Genomic DNA, 17,966 nt, shown 5'->3' with positions numbered 1-17,966 from the left:
ATTGATCAGTCGATATATAAACACAGCATAACCAAGTTTATGACTTGATACAAATCTGAATCATTTTATCCCCATCCATCAAGGATAAAACTATTTTTCATTTCTGGAACGTTGATGAGTATCAGTAGATAAAAATAGGCCGATTTTGACATTTTTTATCTACATTTTATGAGGATTTATTTTGATCACTTTCTATTTTTTAATCAATAACAGTGACATGGCTCACAGATTAAAAATAAAGCAAAATAAATGACTTAAATCGCATAAAAATAAATCAGATCGAATGAGTTTTATACAGATTTTATGGATTTTTTAAACGATTGATATCGTTTTGATTATTCTATCAGCAGCTTATCCACCGCCTTATCAACATAGTTATCCAGAGAGTTATAAACAAAGTTATCCACATGAGCGGTAATTAAAGCAACGCTTTATTTCTGGCGTAAAACGAATAGTTTTGCGCTATGAGTAAAAACAATAGTCAACGCATTATTGAAAATGCAATACAGCGGGCTTTGTTGCATATCTAAGAAAAAAGAGAAATAAAATATTACGCACCATATGAATGCTTATGCGGTGCGTATAATGATGATATCGAAAAATAGGATTAAGCGTTTTGTGCACCGACTTTCGCCAATTCAACACGCATTTCATCAATGACCGTTTTATAATCTGGTTTTCCAAAAATCGCTGATCCTGCCACAAACATATCCGCACCCGCTTCCGCAATTTCACGAATATTGGCAGGACCAACCCCACCATCGACTTCTAAGCGAATCTCACGGCCACTGGCATCAATAATTTGACGTGCTTGACGGAGTTTTTCTAAAGTCATCGGAATAAATTTTTGACCGCCAAATCCAGGGTTAACACTCATTAGTAAAATCTGATCAACTTTATCCAATACATAATCTAAATAGTGTAAAGGTGTTGCAGGATTAAAGACCAAGCCCGCTTTAGCCCCTCCAGCCTTTATTAACTGTAAGGAACGATCGATATGATCGGAAGCTTCAGGATGAAACGTAATAATATCCGCGCCTGCTTCAATAAAATCGCCAATCATACGATCGACTGGCGAAACCATCAGATGCACATCAATGGGCGCCTTGATCCCATAATTTTTTAAGGCCTTACACACCCCTGCACCAAAAGTTAAATTGGGTACATAGTGGTTATCCATCACATCGAAATGCACCACATCCGCACCTGCCTCCAATACTTTTTCAACATCTTCACCTAAACGTGCAAAATCAGCAGAGAGAATAGAGGGTGCAATTAAATAAGGCTTGGACATGCGGGACCTGGCAAATAGCAAACAAAACGTGATTATAACAAAAACTGACTTTGCTGTGGATCAAACTCAAAACTCAGCATTGCGGTCAATTGCAAAAAAATAACACTCTGTTTTATTTTCTCTATCGATTTCAGCGTTAAATTTGTTAGGGTAATTCCTATTTTCTCAACCATCTTTTATAGGTAAGCGTTTATGCAAAGCTCGACCTCGATTAGTACCCCAGAAGCACGACGAATTGCAAAACGTCTGCTCAATCATTGGAAACATAAATTTGAAGTCGCGGAGTCAGAGCAGGATTATAAAATTTTTATGCCGACTGCAACTGTGACTTTGACACCGCTTGAACAACATTTAGATGTGCTGATCAGCAGTGAAAATGCAGAAGATATTCGTTTGGAAGATGTAGTCCTCGATCATTTAAACCGTATGGCACAACAAGAATTTCAGGCAGATTGGACACGGCAATAGGAGAAMAGCTGTTCTCCTATTGCTCAGACCACTTAAATGAACACTTATGATTGAGACTGATGTCTCATTTCAAAGGCTTTAACAGCTTTAATTCTCTCAGGCGTTGCTGGATGGGTTGAAAGAAATTTAAATGGTGAATTCTGATCCTGACTTTCATCTTCATCACCCAGTCTTTGTAGAAAGTTGGCAAAATGAATAACCTGAATTTGATGACGATGCATAGTTTGCAAAGCGTATTGATCTGCTTCAGCCTCAAAATTTCTTGAATAATTTGCTCCTGCCAAAGCCAACGGCATGGTGGTGAACAGATCGGAACTGTCCCCAGTAATCGCAACATATAACACGCTTAGTCCCAAACTAGATAAAGCCTGTTGCAAACTATGGCGTTTGATTAAATGTCCTTGCTCATGCGCCAAAACACCTATAATTTCCTGATCATTCTTTGCCAGTTGCACTAGCTCATCGGTCAAGATAATGGTGTGATTGGGTAATGCCAAGGCATTCGCTCCAATTTGACCGCCTCCACGAAAAACCAGTTGAGCAGGTTGTCCTTCTGCGACGTAGGCCAAATATTCTTTTTGAATCTGTTGTTGACGTGACTTTGGCAACTGACTCGGCGTTGTCCAATCGAGTACATATCGTTCAGCCTCATTGCCAAGCTGAGTTAAACTCTGTTCTGGTAACTGATACGCGACAATATGTGCAGCTTGTGGAATCCCCCATTTTACAATCCCAAATGCAAAGGCCACCATAAAAAGCACACTACACAAAATCAGCGTAGGTGAACGTTCAAGTTTCCAAATGGAATGATGCAGTGTTTTATTTCCCAGTTCAAACCAATCTGGTAATTCGTCACTAAACTCTATGCGCGCATCATCAGGCAGCTCAATCACGGGTCTTAGTTCACCCAAAGCACCAATCAAGATCATGTCCTGATACTGATATTGGCGAATGGATTCACCATCCTCCTCATAACGAACTTGTACGCTGTTATGGTCGAATGGAGAAATCTGAGCTTGGCGTGGTTTGGATACCACACCATCATAAAAAATAACAGAAGTAGATAAAGACATCATAAGCACTTATCGATGTTATAAAGAAATATCGATATCAAAAATATCGCTAATTTCTTCTGCAACGGCACTAATATCATGTTGTGCCAAATTCATCATTTCATCAGGGTCGTCATTTAAGGTTAAAGTAAGTGACTCAATCTGATATTTATAAATTCGCACCGCAGCCCACGCCGACATTAATCCCAAAGTCAGTGCTTTGGCAATCCAGTTAGTTGCAACAATCCAAGTATAACGCCACTGATTACAGTCAGTTGCAAACACACTTTGACCGATGGACACATTATTCCATGTCGTAATAAATATTCTGGCAACCACCAATGGTCCAATAAACAATAAACCAAAGATATATACAGCAATTGCCATATAAATTCCCGCCGAATTACCTGAACGTATTAATCCGAAAGCCAGCCCACCTGCAACTGCTAAAATCACCAAAAAGATTAATACTGGAAAATAAACAGCTTTCATATATTCAGACCATTTGGCATGTAATTGAAAGTTGAGCTGTCCAGCATACAAGTGATTGATACAATAACGTTTATATAAATAAATCAAATATGGAGTAAAAATACCCAGTGTAAAAATATAAATTAAAATAGATTTTAAAAACAGCACATACGCTTCTTTGGAGCTTCCTGCAAAGTAAAATCGGCTGTTGGCATATTTACTATTTCTAGCTGTAAAGCGCAAAGTAGCACGAATTAACCACGGTACCGCCAGATATAAAATCGCTATACCAATCAACGTAGCCGTCATTGAATATTGGGAAATGACTGAAATAGCCACATAAATTCCAATCGCAATCAAACGTCCAAATAAGATTTTTGTAGGAATACCCGTAAAATCAAACTTACGATGAAAAAATTCGGTATTGCCATAAAAATAGCGAAGACGGCGTACTTTTGCCCAAGGTGCATAAATACTTAAAGTAATAATGGTTAATACAATATTTACGATCCAAATACCAAAATATTCCATCGCCTGACCATGAAACTGAAAGCGATACTGTTTACCTGAATATTCTAATCCTGTTTTTTCAGGAGGTACTGGTGCAGAAGGATAATCTAATTCATCATGATTTAAAGGAAATGATTCTGAGTTTTGCATTGTTTGCCTAATATTTTATTTTTGATCGTTTGAACAAGTTTTACAGAGTAAAATGAATAAAGCCCCGATATGTTACTCATATTACAGGGCAATTTCTAGTCAGACGAGGCTATTAAATGAAAATAGTTCTTATTTGTAAATTTAACTTTTCAATTGAACCGCATGAAACTGCAAATGGTCATCCATGAAGCTCTGAATAAAATAATAGCCATGATCATAGCCCGCATGCTGCCTTAAACTCAGTTTTTGTCCCACCTTATGACAGGCTTGCTCGAATAAATCGGGATTTAACTGACTATAAAACTGATCATCTAAACCCTGATCAATCAAGATTTCAGCAAATAATGCCCCTTTTTGTTCTACTAATGCAGTGGCATCATGTTGTTTCCAGACACCACGATCATCACCCAAATAATTTGAAAAAGCTTTCTCACCCCACGGGCATTGACTTGGTGCACAGATCGGTGCAAAAGCAGAAACTGATTTAAACTTTTCAGGATATTTGAGTGCAAGTGTTAAGGCACCATGCCCGCCCATACTGTGACCAAAAATTCCGATTTGATCTTGAATCACAGGAAATTCCGCTTGCACTAAAGGATAAAGTTCTTCAAGCAAGTAATGTTCCATTTGGTAATGTTCTGCCCAAGGCGCTTGAGTCGCATTAATATAAAACCCTGCACCCAACCCCAAATCCCAATGATCCCCTTGAGCCACATCTTCACCTCGTGGCGACGTATCTGGCGTGATTAAAATCAGACCAAGTTGAGCAGCCAATCGTTGTGCATGTGCCTTAATCGCAAAGGTTTCCTCAGTACAAGTCAGACCTGCAAGATAAAATAACACCGAACATTGTTCGCCTTTCAATGCCGCTGGTGGCAAAAATACCCCAAATTTACTTGTACCTTTCAATGCGTTGGATGGGCATTGATAAATACGTTGTTCACCATCAAAGCAGCGATTTTTTTGCAACATTTGCATGTTTTTTATCCTCGTGTTTGGCAGCAGTCGTGGTTTGAGGGAGATTTTGTTGAGGAAATAAATGTTGTTCAAGTTGTGGCAACATCAATTCCATATTTTTACCCATGACCCATTGTGGTTCTGAAGGTTCAAAGCCTTGTGCAGACTCCCACTTGGCAACCGTATCCTGAGCTTGCTTAAATGCATCTTTCATCGTATGTTGATCACGCATCGCCTGATCAAACAGGGCACGACCAAAATAAGTATAATCTGCTTCATTGGTACAGCCGAACGACTGACGATCTGCCGCAGAAGCTGTGATAATCAGCGTATCAGGTGACTGAAGTGCAGGAATAAAACTTCCAGAAAAGCACGACGAAATCACAATCACTCGCCAGCGAATCCCTGATTTATCAAGAGTTTCACGCAACCATTTTGGATCAACCTGATGCAAATCCAACGGCGCATTTTCCATTTCAAATTCGTTGGGTGCACCATGCGAAGTCATGTACAAAAACAAAACATCGCTTTCTTTATTCATTTGCTGACCCATACGACGTAATGCAGCCCCAATACTTGTTTGAGAGGCTATAGGCACCTCTGTGCGGGTATCAGGGTTATTGATTAACATCATCGAACGGCCAAACGTGCCAAAACGTGTGTCGAATTGCTCCTTGATCCGCATAATTTCCGACTTGAATACATCTTGATAGCTAGCACCCGCAACACCGAGAAAATACCAGTGACTTTGTGCAAACTCACCATATTGGATCTGTTCAAGCGACTGATTGAGTAAGCGACTTTGGGCATAAAAAGCATCTTCAGTAAACGTCGGCGCAACATCTTCAACTTTCCAGATCGGCTGACTACGTACCGAACCTTGCCAAACCACCAGTGTGACTAGCGTGGCAATCATAATCAAAGCACGTTCCCACCACGGCCATTTTAGCTCACGTGCAAATACCCAAACCACAGCCAAACTTTGCCAGACAAATAACACCATAAAGAGTGTCGGTAAATAGTCATAAGTAATGTAAGGGAGGTAATCGAGCTGTCCCAGAAACTGAATAAAACTTTGCAGTAAGGCGATATTGGTATCCAGCACTAACCATAAAATGGCAGGCACCAACATCAGGCGGGCATTATTGGTTCGCTGTGAAAGAAAAATCCCGACAATAAGAGCTAAAAACGGCCAAAGCGCATAACTCACTAAACCTTGAGAATTAAACTGACCATCCTGCCCTGCGACCAACCAGCTAAATAATGTATTAGCCGCGCCACCGAGTACTCCCCAGACCAACAATTGAAAAATCGAGGGATGGACAATTTGTAAACAACGGCGTGACCCTAAAAATAACCACATCCCAGCAATTTGGTTGCTTTTGAAATCATGCCAAAAATTGATGGAGGGCTTCAGGTCAATCATAGAAAATTATTCAGGAGTGATAATGCATAATCAGTTTATGCTTGCGTGGAATTATATCAATAATGCTTTTATCTATATAACAAATATTTGGATATTATTGAAGCAATGATCACAATTCATCACAGAGCAAGCTGAAAATACGCATCAAAACGGCAAGCATCCCCCAACCACTGATGATCGGGCGTTTGTTGATTAAGAAAAATAGCATGTCGCGGACGTTTTACAATAACCCTTTTCGCCACTTGTTGTGCCAAAGGCAGTAACGCATCGCCTAAATCCATTTCACCTTGCTCTGGTAAAAGTAAATGCAAAAGTTGCATTTGTTTTTTAACCTGTGCCTGTTTTTTAATGGCCTGTTGGTGTTGATCACGCTGTGGAAACATAGGGTCAAGATAGATCACATCTACCTGTTGATGCTGCTGAATACATGACTGCAAATAATCCGCAGAATCCGTGAAAACCAAATGTATCCGATCAACAATCTGTTTTAAAAATGGATCATTCTTCGCTTGAAAATGGCTATCTTCAAGCAACGTAAATAAAATCGGATGTCGTTCAAGCAATGTCACCTTTGCACCCAAATGCGCCATCAGTAAACTATCGTGACCTAAACCTGCTGTCGCATCGATCAATTGTGGCGCTTCGCTAAGTTGACAGGCACGTGCAATCATTTCTGACTTAATGCTGGCGCGTTTTAAACGGGAAACTTCTGCTTTCCAATCGGGTTGCATTTTCATGCCATTGGCACATAACCACAAACCTTGTTCATCGACACAAAGTGCCAAATCAGGATGCTGTCTAAAAAAACGCGCATTGAGCTGTTCAACTTCACACACATCAATCTCTACCCCTCGCTGAGACAAGACTTGCTGATAGTGATGCGCAGCATTTAAATAAGAGGCAGTAGAAAATAATTGCATGATGATTAACTAAAACTCCTGATTACCATAATTTCCAGCCCGTAAAAGCAAAAAGTAAAATAATGAGCCCAGAAAAAATTCGATACCATGCAAAAATCATAAAGTCGCGTTTTGCCACATAAGCCACCAAAGCACGAATCAATAATAGCGCGGAAATAAATGAAACCAGCAGTCCTACAGCTAAAACGATCCAGTCCTGTTGTCCTTGAAATACATCATGACTTTGATATAAATCAAGCAACCCTGCACCAATAATCACAGGAATTCCAAGAAAGAAAGAGAATTCGGTGGCGGCTTTACGTGATACACCTAAAAACATCGCACCAATAATCGTCGCACCCGAACGTGAAGTCCCCGGAATCAAAGACAATACTTGAATTAAACCAATCCAGATGGCTTGCTTAAAGGTGATATTTTCAACTTCAACCGCATTGACTTTAGGTGGATTTTTTTCGATCCACATAATGATCAAACCACCCACGATCAATCCTACGGCAACGGCAATATCATTAAATAATAAATCTTTGACGGTTTGCCCAAAGGTGAGACCCACCAAGATAATCGGTATAGAAGCGATGATCAGACTAATCGCCAAATGACGCCCTTTGGCTTCACCTGTCACCATACCAATAGCTGCACCCCAAAGGCGTGACCAATACTCATAAATCACCGCGGCAATTGCGCCCATCTGGATCGCAACCACAAAAACTGCACTTTTCTCAGGTGTCCAAAAATTTAATAATTCAGAGGCTAAAATTAGGTGTCCAGTGCTCGAAATTGGAAGAAATTCTGTAATTCCTTCCACAATTCCCATAATCGCCGCTTTTAAAAGCAGTAAAAAATCCATCATTTTTTCTCGTTCGGCTTACCTTGTTCTGCAATTTTTTTCCAAGCATTGTCCCTTAAATAGACGGGTAATGCCTGCTCAGCACTAACCCAGTGCTTTTGTTTGGCATAATATCGGGCGAGTATTGCAATATCTCGGGCAGACGGGCTGATCATACTGTGTTGTTCTGAAATTGGAGAGGAAATAAGTTTAGCTCCCGATCCTACACAGCTAAACTTGGCGAAAGACGTTGCCACGTCGTAACTGAACAGTTGTTCTTCGCCTTGTAGTTGCATGATGCCATCTGTATCACAGTTAAAATTTGCCAGATACACTTCCTGCATCCGCGCATCCAAAACCGCAGTCACCTGACTGAGTTGCAATTCACGATAAGCCGCTTGTGCCAAAGCTTGCAGAGTAGAAACAGGAATCACAGGCAAATCATTAGCCCAAGCCAAAGCTTGCGTCACTGCCGCATTAATACGGACACCACTAAAGGAACCTGGTCCACGACTAAATGCAATTGCAGTTAGATCGCTATAACTGAGTTGTGTCTGTTGCAGTGCCTGCTCAATCATCGGCAAGATGGTACGTGTTTGCGCCTTCGCTTGCGTATCCAGTTGAAAAAAAAGCTCATTTGATTCATCAATCAAACAAACTGAACAATGATCATTTGCCGTTTCCAATGCCAGCACGTTCATGCAACTTCACGCCATTATCTTTTAAAAAACGTGGGCTATCATACTCTACAACACTAATTTAGGCGAGAATTTGAGTTTTGCTGATACAAAAAACTGTGCTCTAGCAATACAACGAAAAGCAATCACTAAAATGAAAACGGCTTGAGTTGCATAAATCTTTTATAATGTTCTGCATAATGTAAAGCACTCAGACGTAATTTTGCAGCACCAGTTTCGTCCAGTGTTTTAACAATTTTACCTGGAGAACCCATGACCACAGAGTTATCTGGAATCACATTACCTTCTGGAATTAATGCATTCGCACCAATAATACAATTTTTACCAATGACCGCATGATTTAACACCACAGCATTGATCCCAATCAGACTATTTTCACCAATCGTGCAACCATGCAACATGGCTTGATGTCCAACCGTGACATAATCTCCAATATGAAGCTCAATCCCTGCATCGGTATGTAATACAGCATTTTCCTGAATATTGGTAAAATGCCCTAGACGGATTGGACTATTATCTGCACGAATCACGGCGCCAAACCAGACACTGACCTGTTGCCCTAATTCCACCTGACCAATCACTGTGGCATTGTCTGCAATCCATCCGTCCCACGGTTCAATCAATGCTTTTGGTGAATGTCCTTCAAAGCTGTACATCATAATGGCAGCATCCTGTTTAGTTGGTGGTGGAATTAAAATTTGCGGGGCTGAAAATGTGGCGAATTTAGAAGAAAAGGCCAGTCTTTCTGATAATTCAACCCGTAATGAAACAATGAAATTAACATTCTTGCAGTTAATCCCCAAATGACCTCATTTTCTACTTGTAGACTTGGAAAATATAGTGATTGATGTGCATATTTCACTTCATACGGCGTTGCAGGAGCACTGAGGAGTTGCTTTAAAGATGCAAAAAAAATGCGATCAATTTCGGTCGGTTGAGCAATCAAAGCAACATTAGGAGGAATGAGTCCTACAATGGGTTTAACTAGCATCCCACTACGCGCACGTTGCATCGGTAAATCACCAATCAACTCAACATCGAAAGGATTGAGAGCCGTTTCTTCATGAGCTTCTCTTAATGCGACTACGATATTACTGGTATCACCAGCATCACGTTTCCCACCAGGAAATGAAACTTCACCCGCATGATTGGATAATTGGGTGGAACGGCGCGTCAACAAAACTTTAGGATGGTGTTCATTGGTAATCGCAATTAACACTGCAGCCTGTGCAGGCGAAGTACGTTTTGAGAACCGTAAGCGTTGCTGCAAAAGATGCGTGAGTTCCTGCTCTACCATGCTTCTCTCTCTGTTTTCTTATCTTTTCATCATAGCTGAAAAATGAGTGGCTTCGTATAGAAATGATGCGAAAGTCCAAAATTTCAGTTATGCTGAGGCATCCTTATCGTTGATGATCATTATGAGTTTTTGCACCGTTTGTGGACATGAAACTGAAGATAAAATTCCGTTAGGCGACCATCAGCTTCGTCGTGTATGTACACATTGTGGGAATATTCATTATGAAAACCCAAAACTGATTTGTGGCGCTTTGGCTATTTGGGAAAATAAAGTCTTGTTATGTCGTCGTGCCATTGAACCTCGTTATGGGTTATGGACACTGCCAGCAGGTTACATGGAGTTATTTGAAACCATGGAACAAGGTGCGGCACGTGAAACACGTGAAGAAGCTGAGGCTGAGATCGACATTGAACATTTATATTGCATGTACAACATTCCTCGCATTGGCCAAATCTATGTTCTATTTAAAGCAAACTTAAAAGAAGGTTATTTTGGTGCTGGCGAAGAAAGTATTGAATGTCGCTTATTTGAAGAACATGAGATTCCGTGGGGGGAATTGGCTTTTCCAAGTGTAGAACGCACATTAAGACATTATTTTGAAGACCGAAAAATACAAAAATTTCCAGTTCATTTGGAAACATTAGGTACACGCTTAGATCATACAGGTTAACTTTAAAATAGTTAAAAATCCTATAGATAAGTCGATATAAACAGGGGAATCATGATGATTCCCCTGTTTTAATTTTTAGAACTGATTACTTTTGTTTAATCGTATAACAGCTTGGTAGATCGATACTTAAGGTACCATTAACACGTTTGGCCAAGTCTTGCTGTGCAGGAGTTGGTGCAGGTGAGATATCTTTAATGTTGTTATAGACTTTTTGATAAGCCGCATGAATATTAATCCAGTTCGCTTCTGCATTACTAAAATTCGTAATATTCACGCCACGCGTCGTATTATGATCGGTTAATAGGTTGTGTAAGTTAATTTTTACGCCGCCTGAAGTCAATGTTTGAGAGGATTGTCCTGTATCACTTCCTGCTCGAACAGAGAGATTCTGGTTCAATCCTAAAATAATTCCTTCCAGCAATCCAAATTTTGCATTGGTTAAAATCATTCGAATAGTTAATGATTTATCGGTTTCAGCATAATTACCTGTACCCGTAGTCCCAATTCTAAACTGTTGAACGCCATTGCTGTCCACCATTGTCGCTGGATTTATGCTCGCACAAGTACCCGACATATCATTCGCACTTGCATCAGGTCGAATATCCGAACGAATATCACCATTCTCATCAATCACAATTCCCAGTTTGACATCCTTAACACTGGTATCACTAAATTTAAAATTCAAAGTTGCATACATTGGGAAAACATAATATTCGCCCGACTTCACATTATTTGGTGTCGTTAAGATTTTCTTATCGAGATAGGTAATTGGATTGGTTTTCGAGACATCAATGCTGCCATCAAACTGTTCTGGACTAAATTGCTGCGTCCACTTACCATAGCTGGCCGCATCACCCTCTTTAGAACCAGTTGCCTGTTTATAGACAGCCTCTGTTCCTGTGATGATGTAACCGTTAATTAAACGGCCTTGGGTAATTTTGAGTGGATCACCACTTTGATCCGCCATAGAAAATACAAAAGGACTACTCGCCAACTTTTTAGTTAATGGATTAATCCAGTTCGTTTGCGCCTCAGCATTCATTTTCTTTGGTGCGATTTTACTAATGAGTGTCAGACGTTTTAAGGAATCACTGATGATCGTCCCCTCACTGGTCTTATCATCAGGCTTGCCTTTCCATTGCAAACCATAACCAAATGTGTGTCCAGTACGATCCGAGAGTAAGTACATATTGGCAATAATTTCATTGCCTAATAAGCTCTTACCATGGAAACCTTCAATATATTGCTGATCGACACCACTTTCGGCAGGGAGTGGCCATGGTAAAAAGTCAGATTGGAAGCTACCCGCATTTTGCATATTCAGCATTTTCACCACAACATCGAAAGCGGTCTGATCACTGACTTCTGAAACATCGACCCATGGTTTTAATAGCGCCGCATAACTACCATCTTTAAAATTGCTCACATCAATCGACTGGCTAATATTTTTCAGATTACTTTTATAATCTTCATCTAATTCCATCGGCTGAAGATCACCAATCGCATTCTTTTCGTTCACCGCTCCCGCAGCCTGAAAAATTTTAACTAAGCCCATCGCAACTTTAATGGTTTCATCATTTGGATCTAGACTGGCAGGGGCTTTACCAACCATCGCTGTCGCTATATCGACTAAAGAAATAGGAGCATCTGATATTTTCAAAGAAGTGATCGTTTTTAAATCGACCGCACCTAATTTAATCTGCTTATCCGTTCCTTGTCCCTTGATCGAAAATGTTACAGTATCACCTAATTTACACGCACCAGAGACCGCATTAGAGCTATTTTGAGTAATAAAGTGATTCGTTGTATCGCTACTACAATCAAAGTTTAAACCTGCTACTGGATAATCAAAAACAAACTCAAGACAATCCGTAGAAGTGGTAGAACAACTGGTACTTGCAGTAACGCCGGTACTTCCTGGAGGATCAACATGAATATTGCCTCCCTCTCCACCACAACCATTTAAAGCAGCCATGAGAGCTGTTAATGTAAAAGGAATCCATATTTGCTTTTTCATAATACAATCACTTTATTACCTAACGGATCGCCGTTAATTTTATTTGTCCTTGATTTGATAAAGATTTTTCCTGAACATCTAATGCTGAAGCCAATGGGGTCAACAAAATATAAGATGTCTGATCTGGAAGTCTTATCGTTCCTTCAATTGCAGCATGTTGCAACATGGTGGCTGGAAATTCCTGATTTTTGTAGCCACTTACACCTTCAAGTATGCATCCTTTCTGATCCAGAAATACCACAAAAGGCCAGTAAAATGTTGGATTCTGTTCAGTCGTAGCATAAGAGGTCAGTTTCAGTTGTTTCAATGGTGCAGATAATTTAACCACATCATAATCAAAAGTGTCTTTGATGGGTTTTCTTGGCCATAGTCCTATTTGCTTTTCAACATTGAAGAGTTTGGCATCTTTCATCTTCTTACCTGTAAAGCATGCTGTCTCTAGACTTTCAACCACTTGCTCTTTCGGCATGCGATAATAGGTTGAAGATAAGGCCAATACTTCTTCTGCTTTTTCATTTTGATTCTTTTTCAACATCGACTGTAAAAAAGACTTACTTACCCCTTTTTCACGCTGTTCTGGCTGCATACGCACCGCACCAAGTCGGGCATCAACAATGCCTTCAGGCATCACGTAAAATCGTTTTTTACCTTCAAGATTAAACTCTTTCTCTTCTAAATATTCGCTATCAATATATTTTTCGCCATTCAACTCATCGATGTGTTGATCAGTTTCATTATGAGGTGGCTGATCAGTTGAGTTTAAATGAGTTTCGGACTTTACTTTTTGAGTTTGTGGCGTTGTTGAGGATACTTTGGCTTGAGACTGAGACTGAGCTGAATGTGAAGGCTGTGCTTGTTTTCCTTGCTTTTGCTTTGACTGAACTTGGGCAGGCGCTATATTTTTTGTTTCAGAAGATTCTTTTTGCTGAATAATTGTTTCAGGCAAAGTTTTAGTCACACTTTTTGCTGTTATAGGAACAGCTTCCTTTTGTAAATGATCTGGTTGTATAGCCTGTGGCTGAATGGTTTTTATAGACTCTGAACGAGTCGCTTGAACTGGCTTAGATTCAGCCACCTTAGACGTATCATCTGGCTCGGTGACTACTTTCCGATAAGTTGCCTTTTTAGATTCCACGGGATCACGTGGAATCACCAAAGGACGACCATCCGGCCCAATAATTGTAAAAAAATCGGCAGCATATCCCATCGGTACTGTTCCTAATGAAAACAATACCCCTGAAACATACGCCATTGATTTTTTACTTTTAAACATACTTACCATCTTGTTCTGTAGTTAATCCCTAAAATCGTAACTTGCGTATTAGTACGAACGTTTAATCCTGCATAAGGGTTCAAGATTAAATTATCAATCCCACAAGCATTTGACAACGAACTTGAGCATGCAGGAATGTTGTCACGACTGCGTAAGAAAGCTAAGGTCAAATCAATATCTGTATCTGCATCAAATCGATAACCTAATCCCAAACCAAATAATTGTGCATTATTGATTGGAATCAATGTATTACGCTTATCATCTGGTGTTGCAGAAGCGCGAGGCTCATACCCAGCACGTAGCTTCAAACGATCCGTTGCCGAGTACTCCACACCAATCCCCCAACTCCATGGAGAGGTAAATTTTAAAGGTACAGATAAAGTGCTATCCGTCACCCCACTCGAAAGCAATTTTGCAATTTTAAGCGCCGAAACTTGACGATCAAATTCAAATCTGAATTGATCCCACTGCTTATAATCCGTCCAGCCCACATCAAAATTGATTTGTAAATCTGGAAAAACTTTATACTTGATCCCTGCCTGAAAATGCGCTGGATATTTTAAATCCATCGAAACCAAACCTGATTCGCTGGCTGGAATGTAAGATGGAAATCCTAAAATAGCAGCAAAAATTTGGCCCGTCGCAGATGAGTTCAAAGCACGAATCAATTCACGCGGAGCATTGGCATTATCAATATAATATTTGCCTTTCATTCTCGTTTTACTTTCGCTTTGATAAACCATACCAAAAGCGAAATCATCCGAAGGTTCCCACATTAAGCCCAAGTTATAACTTGGCGCTAATGATTGCTCCATGGTCGCTTTGAGTTGACCAAATTTACCAAATGGATTGAGACCTTCATTGGCATTACATAGACCTAATAGTAAAAGATCGGTAATAATGTCTGAATTATCACGAAATGGCGAACAGACTACATCATCCACCATACGCAACACACCAATCAATTCATTAGGGAAGCGTAAATCTGTTTTTAAGGAAATTGCCTGATAAGACATACCCAATGAAGCGCCTAGAGACAACTCATCATTGACTTGGAATGCAAATGATGGTGATAAATAGGTAATGCGCTCAAATGCAACCTGTTGCCCCATAAAATTGCCGGGATTGCCATTTTCAGAACCATAACCTACGATCAAGGGTGCATAAATTGCGGTTGCATATGTAACTTTTGAACCCGGTGGTTTATAGGCAATACCTGCTGTAGGTGCAGCAATAGGAACACCCTCACCTAAATCCACCATCTTTTTTAAGATAGGCACATAAATACTGGCATATTCAACATCAGCGCTGACTGTTCCTTTGAAGTCTGTACATAAACTGGATGGATTTTCAGGCGCGTCATTACACACTAATGGGTCATCTGAATAACCAAATACGTTATAACCTGCTGGGGCAGATAAATCGCGTTTTACGTTAAAATTGGCGACAATGCCTTGTACATCAGTTTGTAAACCTTCAATTTTAGCCAACCCTGCTGGGTTAAAATGAATCGCACTAATCCCGGGAGGATCAGCCGTCACCGCATTTCCCAACGATAATGATCGAATATCAACTGATAAGTTTTGTCCAAGTTGTGCAAAAGTCACACTTGAAAAGCCCGTTAAAAAAATTGCAGCAGCTAACGGGCGTAGTCTTGGGTATAACATACCGACTACTCCCTTTAGTTACGAATTTTCTTGGCAAAACCAACAATATCTAATGGGAAAGATAAACCCAATGAAACATCAGGCGCATCTTCAGTTAGACCGATTCCCAACGTACCATTTACAATGGTATCTGGTGAAACACGTACACCGAGTGCAATCGAGAATGTTGCACTGGTTTGATCCGCGGGTTTATAAGTTTCGCCAGTGTTATAGGTGAACTCACTTTGAGTATTGAAACTTTGCTGATAGGACATCGTCAAAGACACGTCATAGTTAAACGAATACGCAAAACCAAAAGCAAAGCCACCACTAATCCCAGGATCAAACTCATCAATAATTCGTGTACCACGAATCTGATTTAAACCTGTTTCTTTGAAACCATAGTTGGCCGAAACCGAAGCGAATAATACGACTGGATCAATATATTTACGGGTACTTGCGCCAATCCCTGCTGAGTAATAACCCTTACCTGTTGATAAATCCTTGGTTGGATTGACTTCATATGGACTATCACCTGTTTTAGTCGAAATATTACCAAATAAAATCAGAGGTAAACGACCTGCTTTTAAAGGAAACGGTTCCCAACGCGCACCAAATGAAATATCACCTAATCCTGCCGTGGTCGTATCTTTTAAATTATCTGATTTCGCGACAAATGGAAGCGAGGTCGATAATGTCAAATTATCGCGTAGACCGTATTGCAAGGTAAAGGTATTGGTCAGGGTATGGGTTGCATCTTCATCCACTCTTAGCTGTGCAACGCTACCATCCTGAATGGCAAGGTTTAACTGACTATCTCGATAGTAGGTATAATCGATATCATAATACGTCGAAATCTCGCCTCTTTTGATCAAAGAGTACTGACGCTCATTTGAAGTAAATACTTCTTGCAGGTTACTTTCCTGTGTTGCATCGCCTTCTTGTTTCTGCAATGCCTCAGCTGCACCGTTTGACTGAACAGTTTGAGCTGTATGAGATGGAGCAACTGGAGCAGGTTCAATCGCAGGTGCATCCTCAGGTTGTACAGCTGTTGCATTTGGATCAGGTTCTGTAAATGCAGTTGCTGGCTTAGATGCTGTTGGCACATCCTGTGCCTTAACATCTGCCGCATATACACCACCCATCATAAAAATTTGAATACTGACTGCAAGTAGAGTTTTATTCATCCATTGAGCTCTCATCATCTATTTCCTACCACTTATTTTTTTTCTGACTATTTACGCTTGTAATACAAGCGCATAAAAGTATTAATGTTCTGACCATAAGTATCTGATTCTTTATTTAAATCAGGCCCTCTGCGTACAGTTGATGCTCTATCTGCAATCTTTTCCATATAAAAAGTCGGATATTGAATATCAACAAGTGCATATTTATTAACGGTTGCATCTTCCACATGACGCATATCAGCATCTTGTAGTGCCAACATATTTTGTCTTTGAGCTTCAGGAACATTAATTAAAAATAAAGTGTTATTTTCCCAAATCTCTTTGAATCTTTCCTGATCAAAGCTGATATTTCCCAAAGCAGGGTCAGCTACGTAAACGCGTCCATTTTTATAAGCTTTGTAAACGACAAAATGTTTAAATCCCGCATAGGAGATGGGAACAATTGCAGGTTGTCCCTGTTTAATCAAATCAGAGAACTCCCCCCGATATCCCCCACTCTCTAGACCTAATGCAGTCACAAAACGCTTCATATCCAATAGTGAAAAGCTTCGACGTTCTACAATACGGTTATATTCACCAAAGCGTAAAAGCCCGTTCATGGTTTGCTGCTCGGTTAAACGAGTACCCACATAACCATTTAAGAGAGTTGTTAATGCGGCCGAACCACAACTATAGTCATAGGCTTGACGGACGATGCCTCGGAATTGATCTTCAACCGCAGGTTTAATATTTACCTGTTCGCGGTGAAAACGAGTGAATGAAGGTTCACGTGAATCGAGAACTTCTGTGTAGTTGACAGTACCTGGCGGCTTTTCCTTAATATCAAAGGCTTGAGTCGCAAAGTAATAAATCAGTGCCGACCCCAATGTAATCTCTAACATAATCTAACTTTTCTACTTTTGGCATCTGATGCCCTTACGTTGCTATTATTTTTAGAGTAAGTACTCTACGTTCCTTGTCTGTTGAAGATACCTTTTTTTTTATTTTTTTGACAGAATGCGTCTTTTTTTGTAACTGATGTAAATAAAAAAACGCGCATCAATGCGCGTTTTTCTTTATGGATAAATCTAAATGAGATTAGTGACCAGTTACTGTAATTTGTGA

17 protein-coding genes are annotated in these 17,966 nt (G+C 40.1%); 2 read left to right on the top strand and 15 right to left on the bottom strand.

The window, feature by feature from the left end; genetic code table 11:
- Positions 1-607: 607 nt before the first annotated feature.
- Positions 608-1,294 carry a ribulose-phosphate 3-epimerase gene (rpe, locus tag JR005_RS08685; RefSeq protein WP_151788766.1) on the bottom strand — a complete coding sequence of 229 codons (687 nt, stop codon included), beginning with the start codon at positions 1,292-1,294 and terminating at the stop codon, positions 608-610.
- 192 nt (positions 1,295-1,486) lie between these two features.
- Here rpe and JR005_RS08680 point away from each other — a divergent pair, with 192 nt between their 5' ends.
- Positions 1,487-1,762, top strand: coding sequence for a DUF2218 domain-containing protein (locus JR005_RS08680; RefSeq protein WP_004987443.1), 276 nt, complete (start codon positions 1,487-1,489; stop codon positions 1,760-1,762).
- Positions 1,763-1,806: 44 nt separating this feature from the next.
- On the opposite strand, the gene JR005_RS08675 is transcribed toward JR005_RS08680, so the two are convergent.
- The 9 genes from JR005_RS08675 to JR005_RS08635 all read right to left on the bottom strand — a co-directional run bounded on the left by JR005_RS08675 (position 1,807) and on the right by JR005_RS08635 (position 10,069).
- Positions 1,807-2,835 carry a M48 family metallopeptidase gene (locus JR005_RS08675; protein ID WP_010588998.1) on the bottom strand — a complete coding sequence of 343 codons (1,029 nt, stop codon included), beginning with the start codon at positions 2,833-2,835 and terminating at the stop codon, positions 1,807-1,809.
- An 18-nt stretch (positions 2,836-2,853) separates the two neighbouring features.
- Positions 2,854-3,945 (bottom strand): YjgN family protein, encoded by a 1,092-nt coding sequence (locus JR005_RS08670; protein WP_044437269.1) that lies wholly within the window; start codon positions 3,943-3,945, stop codon positions 2,854-2,856.
- Positions 3,946-4,086: 141 nt separating this feature from the next.
- Positions 4,087-4,923, bottom strand: a complete 837-nt coding sequence (fghA, locus tag JR005_RS08665) for an S-formylglutathione hydrolase (protein ID WP_218664900.1) — start codon at positions 4,921-4,923, stop codon at positions 4,087-4,089.
- Positions 4,892-6,328, bottom strand: coding sequence for a C13 family peptidase (locus tag JR005_RS08660; protein WP_004987447.1), 1,437 nt, complete (start codon positions 6,326-6,328; stop codon positions 4,892-4,894). The genes fghA and JR005_RS08660 overlap by 32 nt, the downstream gene beginning before the upstream one ends.
- Positions 6,329-6,447: 119 nt before the next feature.
- Complete coding sequence (locus JR005_RS08655; RefSeq protein ID WP_218664899.1) at positions 6,448-7,248, bottom strand: class I SAM-dependent methyltransferase; 801 nt, start codon at positions 7,246-7,248, stop codon at positions 6,448-6,450.
- Between the two features lie 22 nt (positions 7,249-7,270).
- On the bottom strand, positions 7,271-8,095 hold the full coding sequence (locus JR005_RS08650) for an undecaprenyl-diphosphate phosphatase (protein ID WP_010588997.1): 825 nt from the start codon (positions 8,093-8,095) through the stop codon (positions 7,271-7,273).
- On the bottom strand, positions 8,095-8,775 hold the full coding sequence (gene tsaB / locus JR005_RS08645) for a tRNA (adenosine(37)-N6)-threonylcarbamoyltransferase complex dimerization subunit type 1 TsaB (RefSeq protein WP_119686325.1): 681 nt from the start codon (positions 8,773-8,775) through the stop codon (positions 8,095-8,097). Before tsaB ends, JR005_RS08650 begins: the two co-directional genes overlap by 1 nt.
- Before the next feature lie 125 nt (positions 8,776-8,900).
- Entirely contained in the window at positions 8,901-9,428 is a 528-nt protein-coding gene (locus tag JR005_RS08640) for a gamma carbonic anhydrase family protein (RefSeq protein WP_218665816.1), read from the bottom strand.
- Between the two features lie 35 nt (positions 9,429-9,463).
- Positions 9,464-10,069, bottom strand: coding sequence for a CoA pyrophosphatase (locus JR005_RS08635; RefSeq protein WP_218664898.1), 606 nt, complete (start codon positions 10,067-10,069; stop codon positions 9,464-9,466).
- A gap of 121 nt (positions 10,070-10,190) precedes the next feature.
- Between JR005_RS08635 and JR005_RS08630 the strand changes: the two genes are divergently transcribed.
- Positions 10,191-10,739, top strand: coding sequence for an NUDIX hydrolase (locus JR005_RS08630; RefSeq protein ID WP_010588995.1), 549 nt, complete (start codon positions 10,191-10,193; stop codon positions 10,737-10,739).
- An 85-nt stretch (positions 10,740-10,824) separates the two neighbouring features.
- Here the strand turns inward: JR005_RS08630 and JR005_RS08625 are convergent, their stop codons facing one another.
- From JR005_RS08625 to JR005_RS08605, 5 genes are read right to left on the bottom strand one after another with little or no spacing between them, the layout of a single operon-like run.
- The gene (locus JR005_RS08625) at positions 10,825-12,756 is read right to left on the bottom strand and encodes a hypothetical protein (protein WP_218664897.1); all 1,932 of its coding nucleotides are present in this window, start codon (positions 12,754-12,756) and stop codon (positions 10,825-10,827) included.
- A 19-nt stretch (positions 12,757-12,775) separates the two neighbouring features.
- Positions 12,776-14,029: a putative pilus assembly protein FilE gene (filE, locus tag JR005_RS08620; protein WP_228731671.1), complete on the bottom strand. Its 1,254-nt coding sequence runs from the start codon at positions 14,027-14,029 to the stop codon at positions 12,776-12,778.
- Positions 14,030-14,031: 2 nt separating this feature from the next.
- Positions 14,032-15,696: an OmpP1/FadL family transporter gene (locus JR005_RS08615; RefSeq protein ID WP_004999118.1), complete on the bottom strand. Its 1,665-nt coding sequence runs from the start codon at positions 15,694-15,696 to the stop codon at positions 14,032-14,034.
- A 14-nt stretch (positions 15,697-15,710) separates the two neighbouring features.
- Positions 15,711-16,880, bottom strand: a complete 1,170-nt coding sequence (locus tag JR005_RS08610; protein ID WP_004987464.1) for a hypothetical protein — start codon at positions 16,878-16,880, stop codon at positions 15,711-15,713.
- A gap of 29 nt (positions 16,881-16,909) precedes the next feature.
- Entirely contained in the window at positions 16,910-17,743 is an 834-nt protein-coding gene (locus tag JR005_RS08605) for a C39 family peptidase (RefSeq protein ID WP_004987466.1), read from the bottom strand.
- Positions 17,744-17,966: the final 223 nt, after the last annotated feature.

It is taken from the genome of Acinetobacter sp. Colony158, from assembly GCF_019264745.1.
Lineage (GTDB): Bacteria > Pseudomonadota > Gammaproteobacteria > Pseudomonadales > Moraxellaceae > Acinetobacter > Acinetobacter ursingii.
This window is presented reverse-complemented; position numbering and strand designations above follow the sequence as displayed.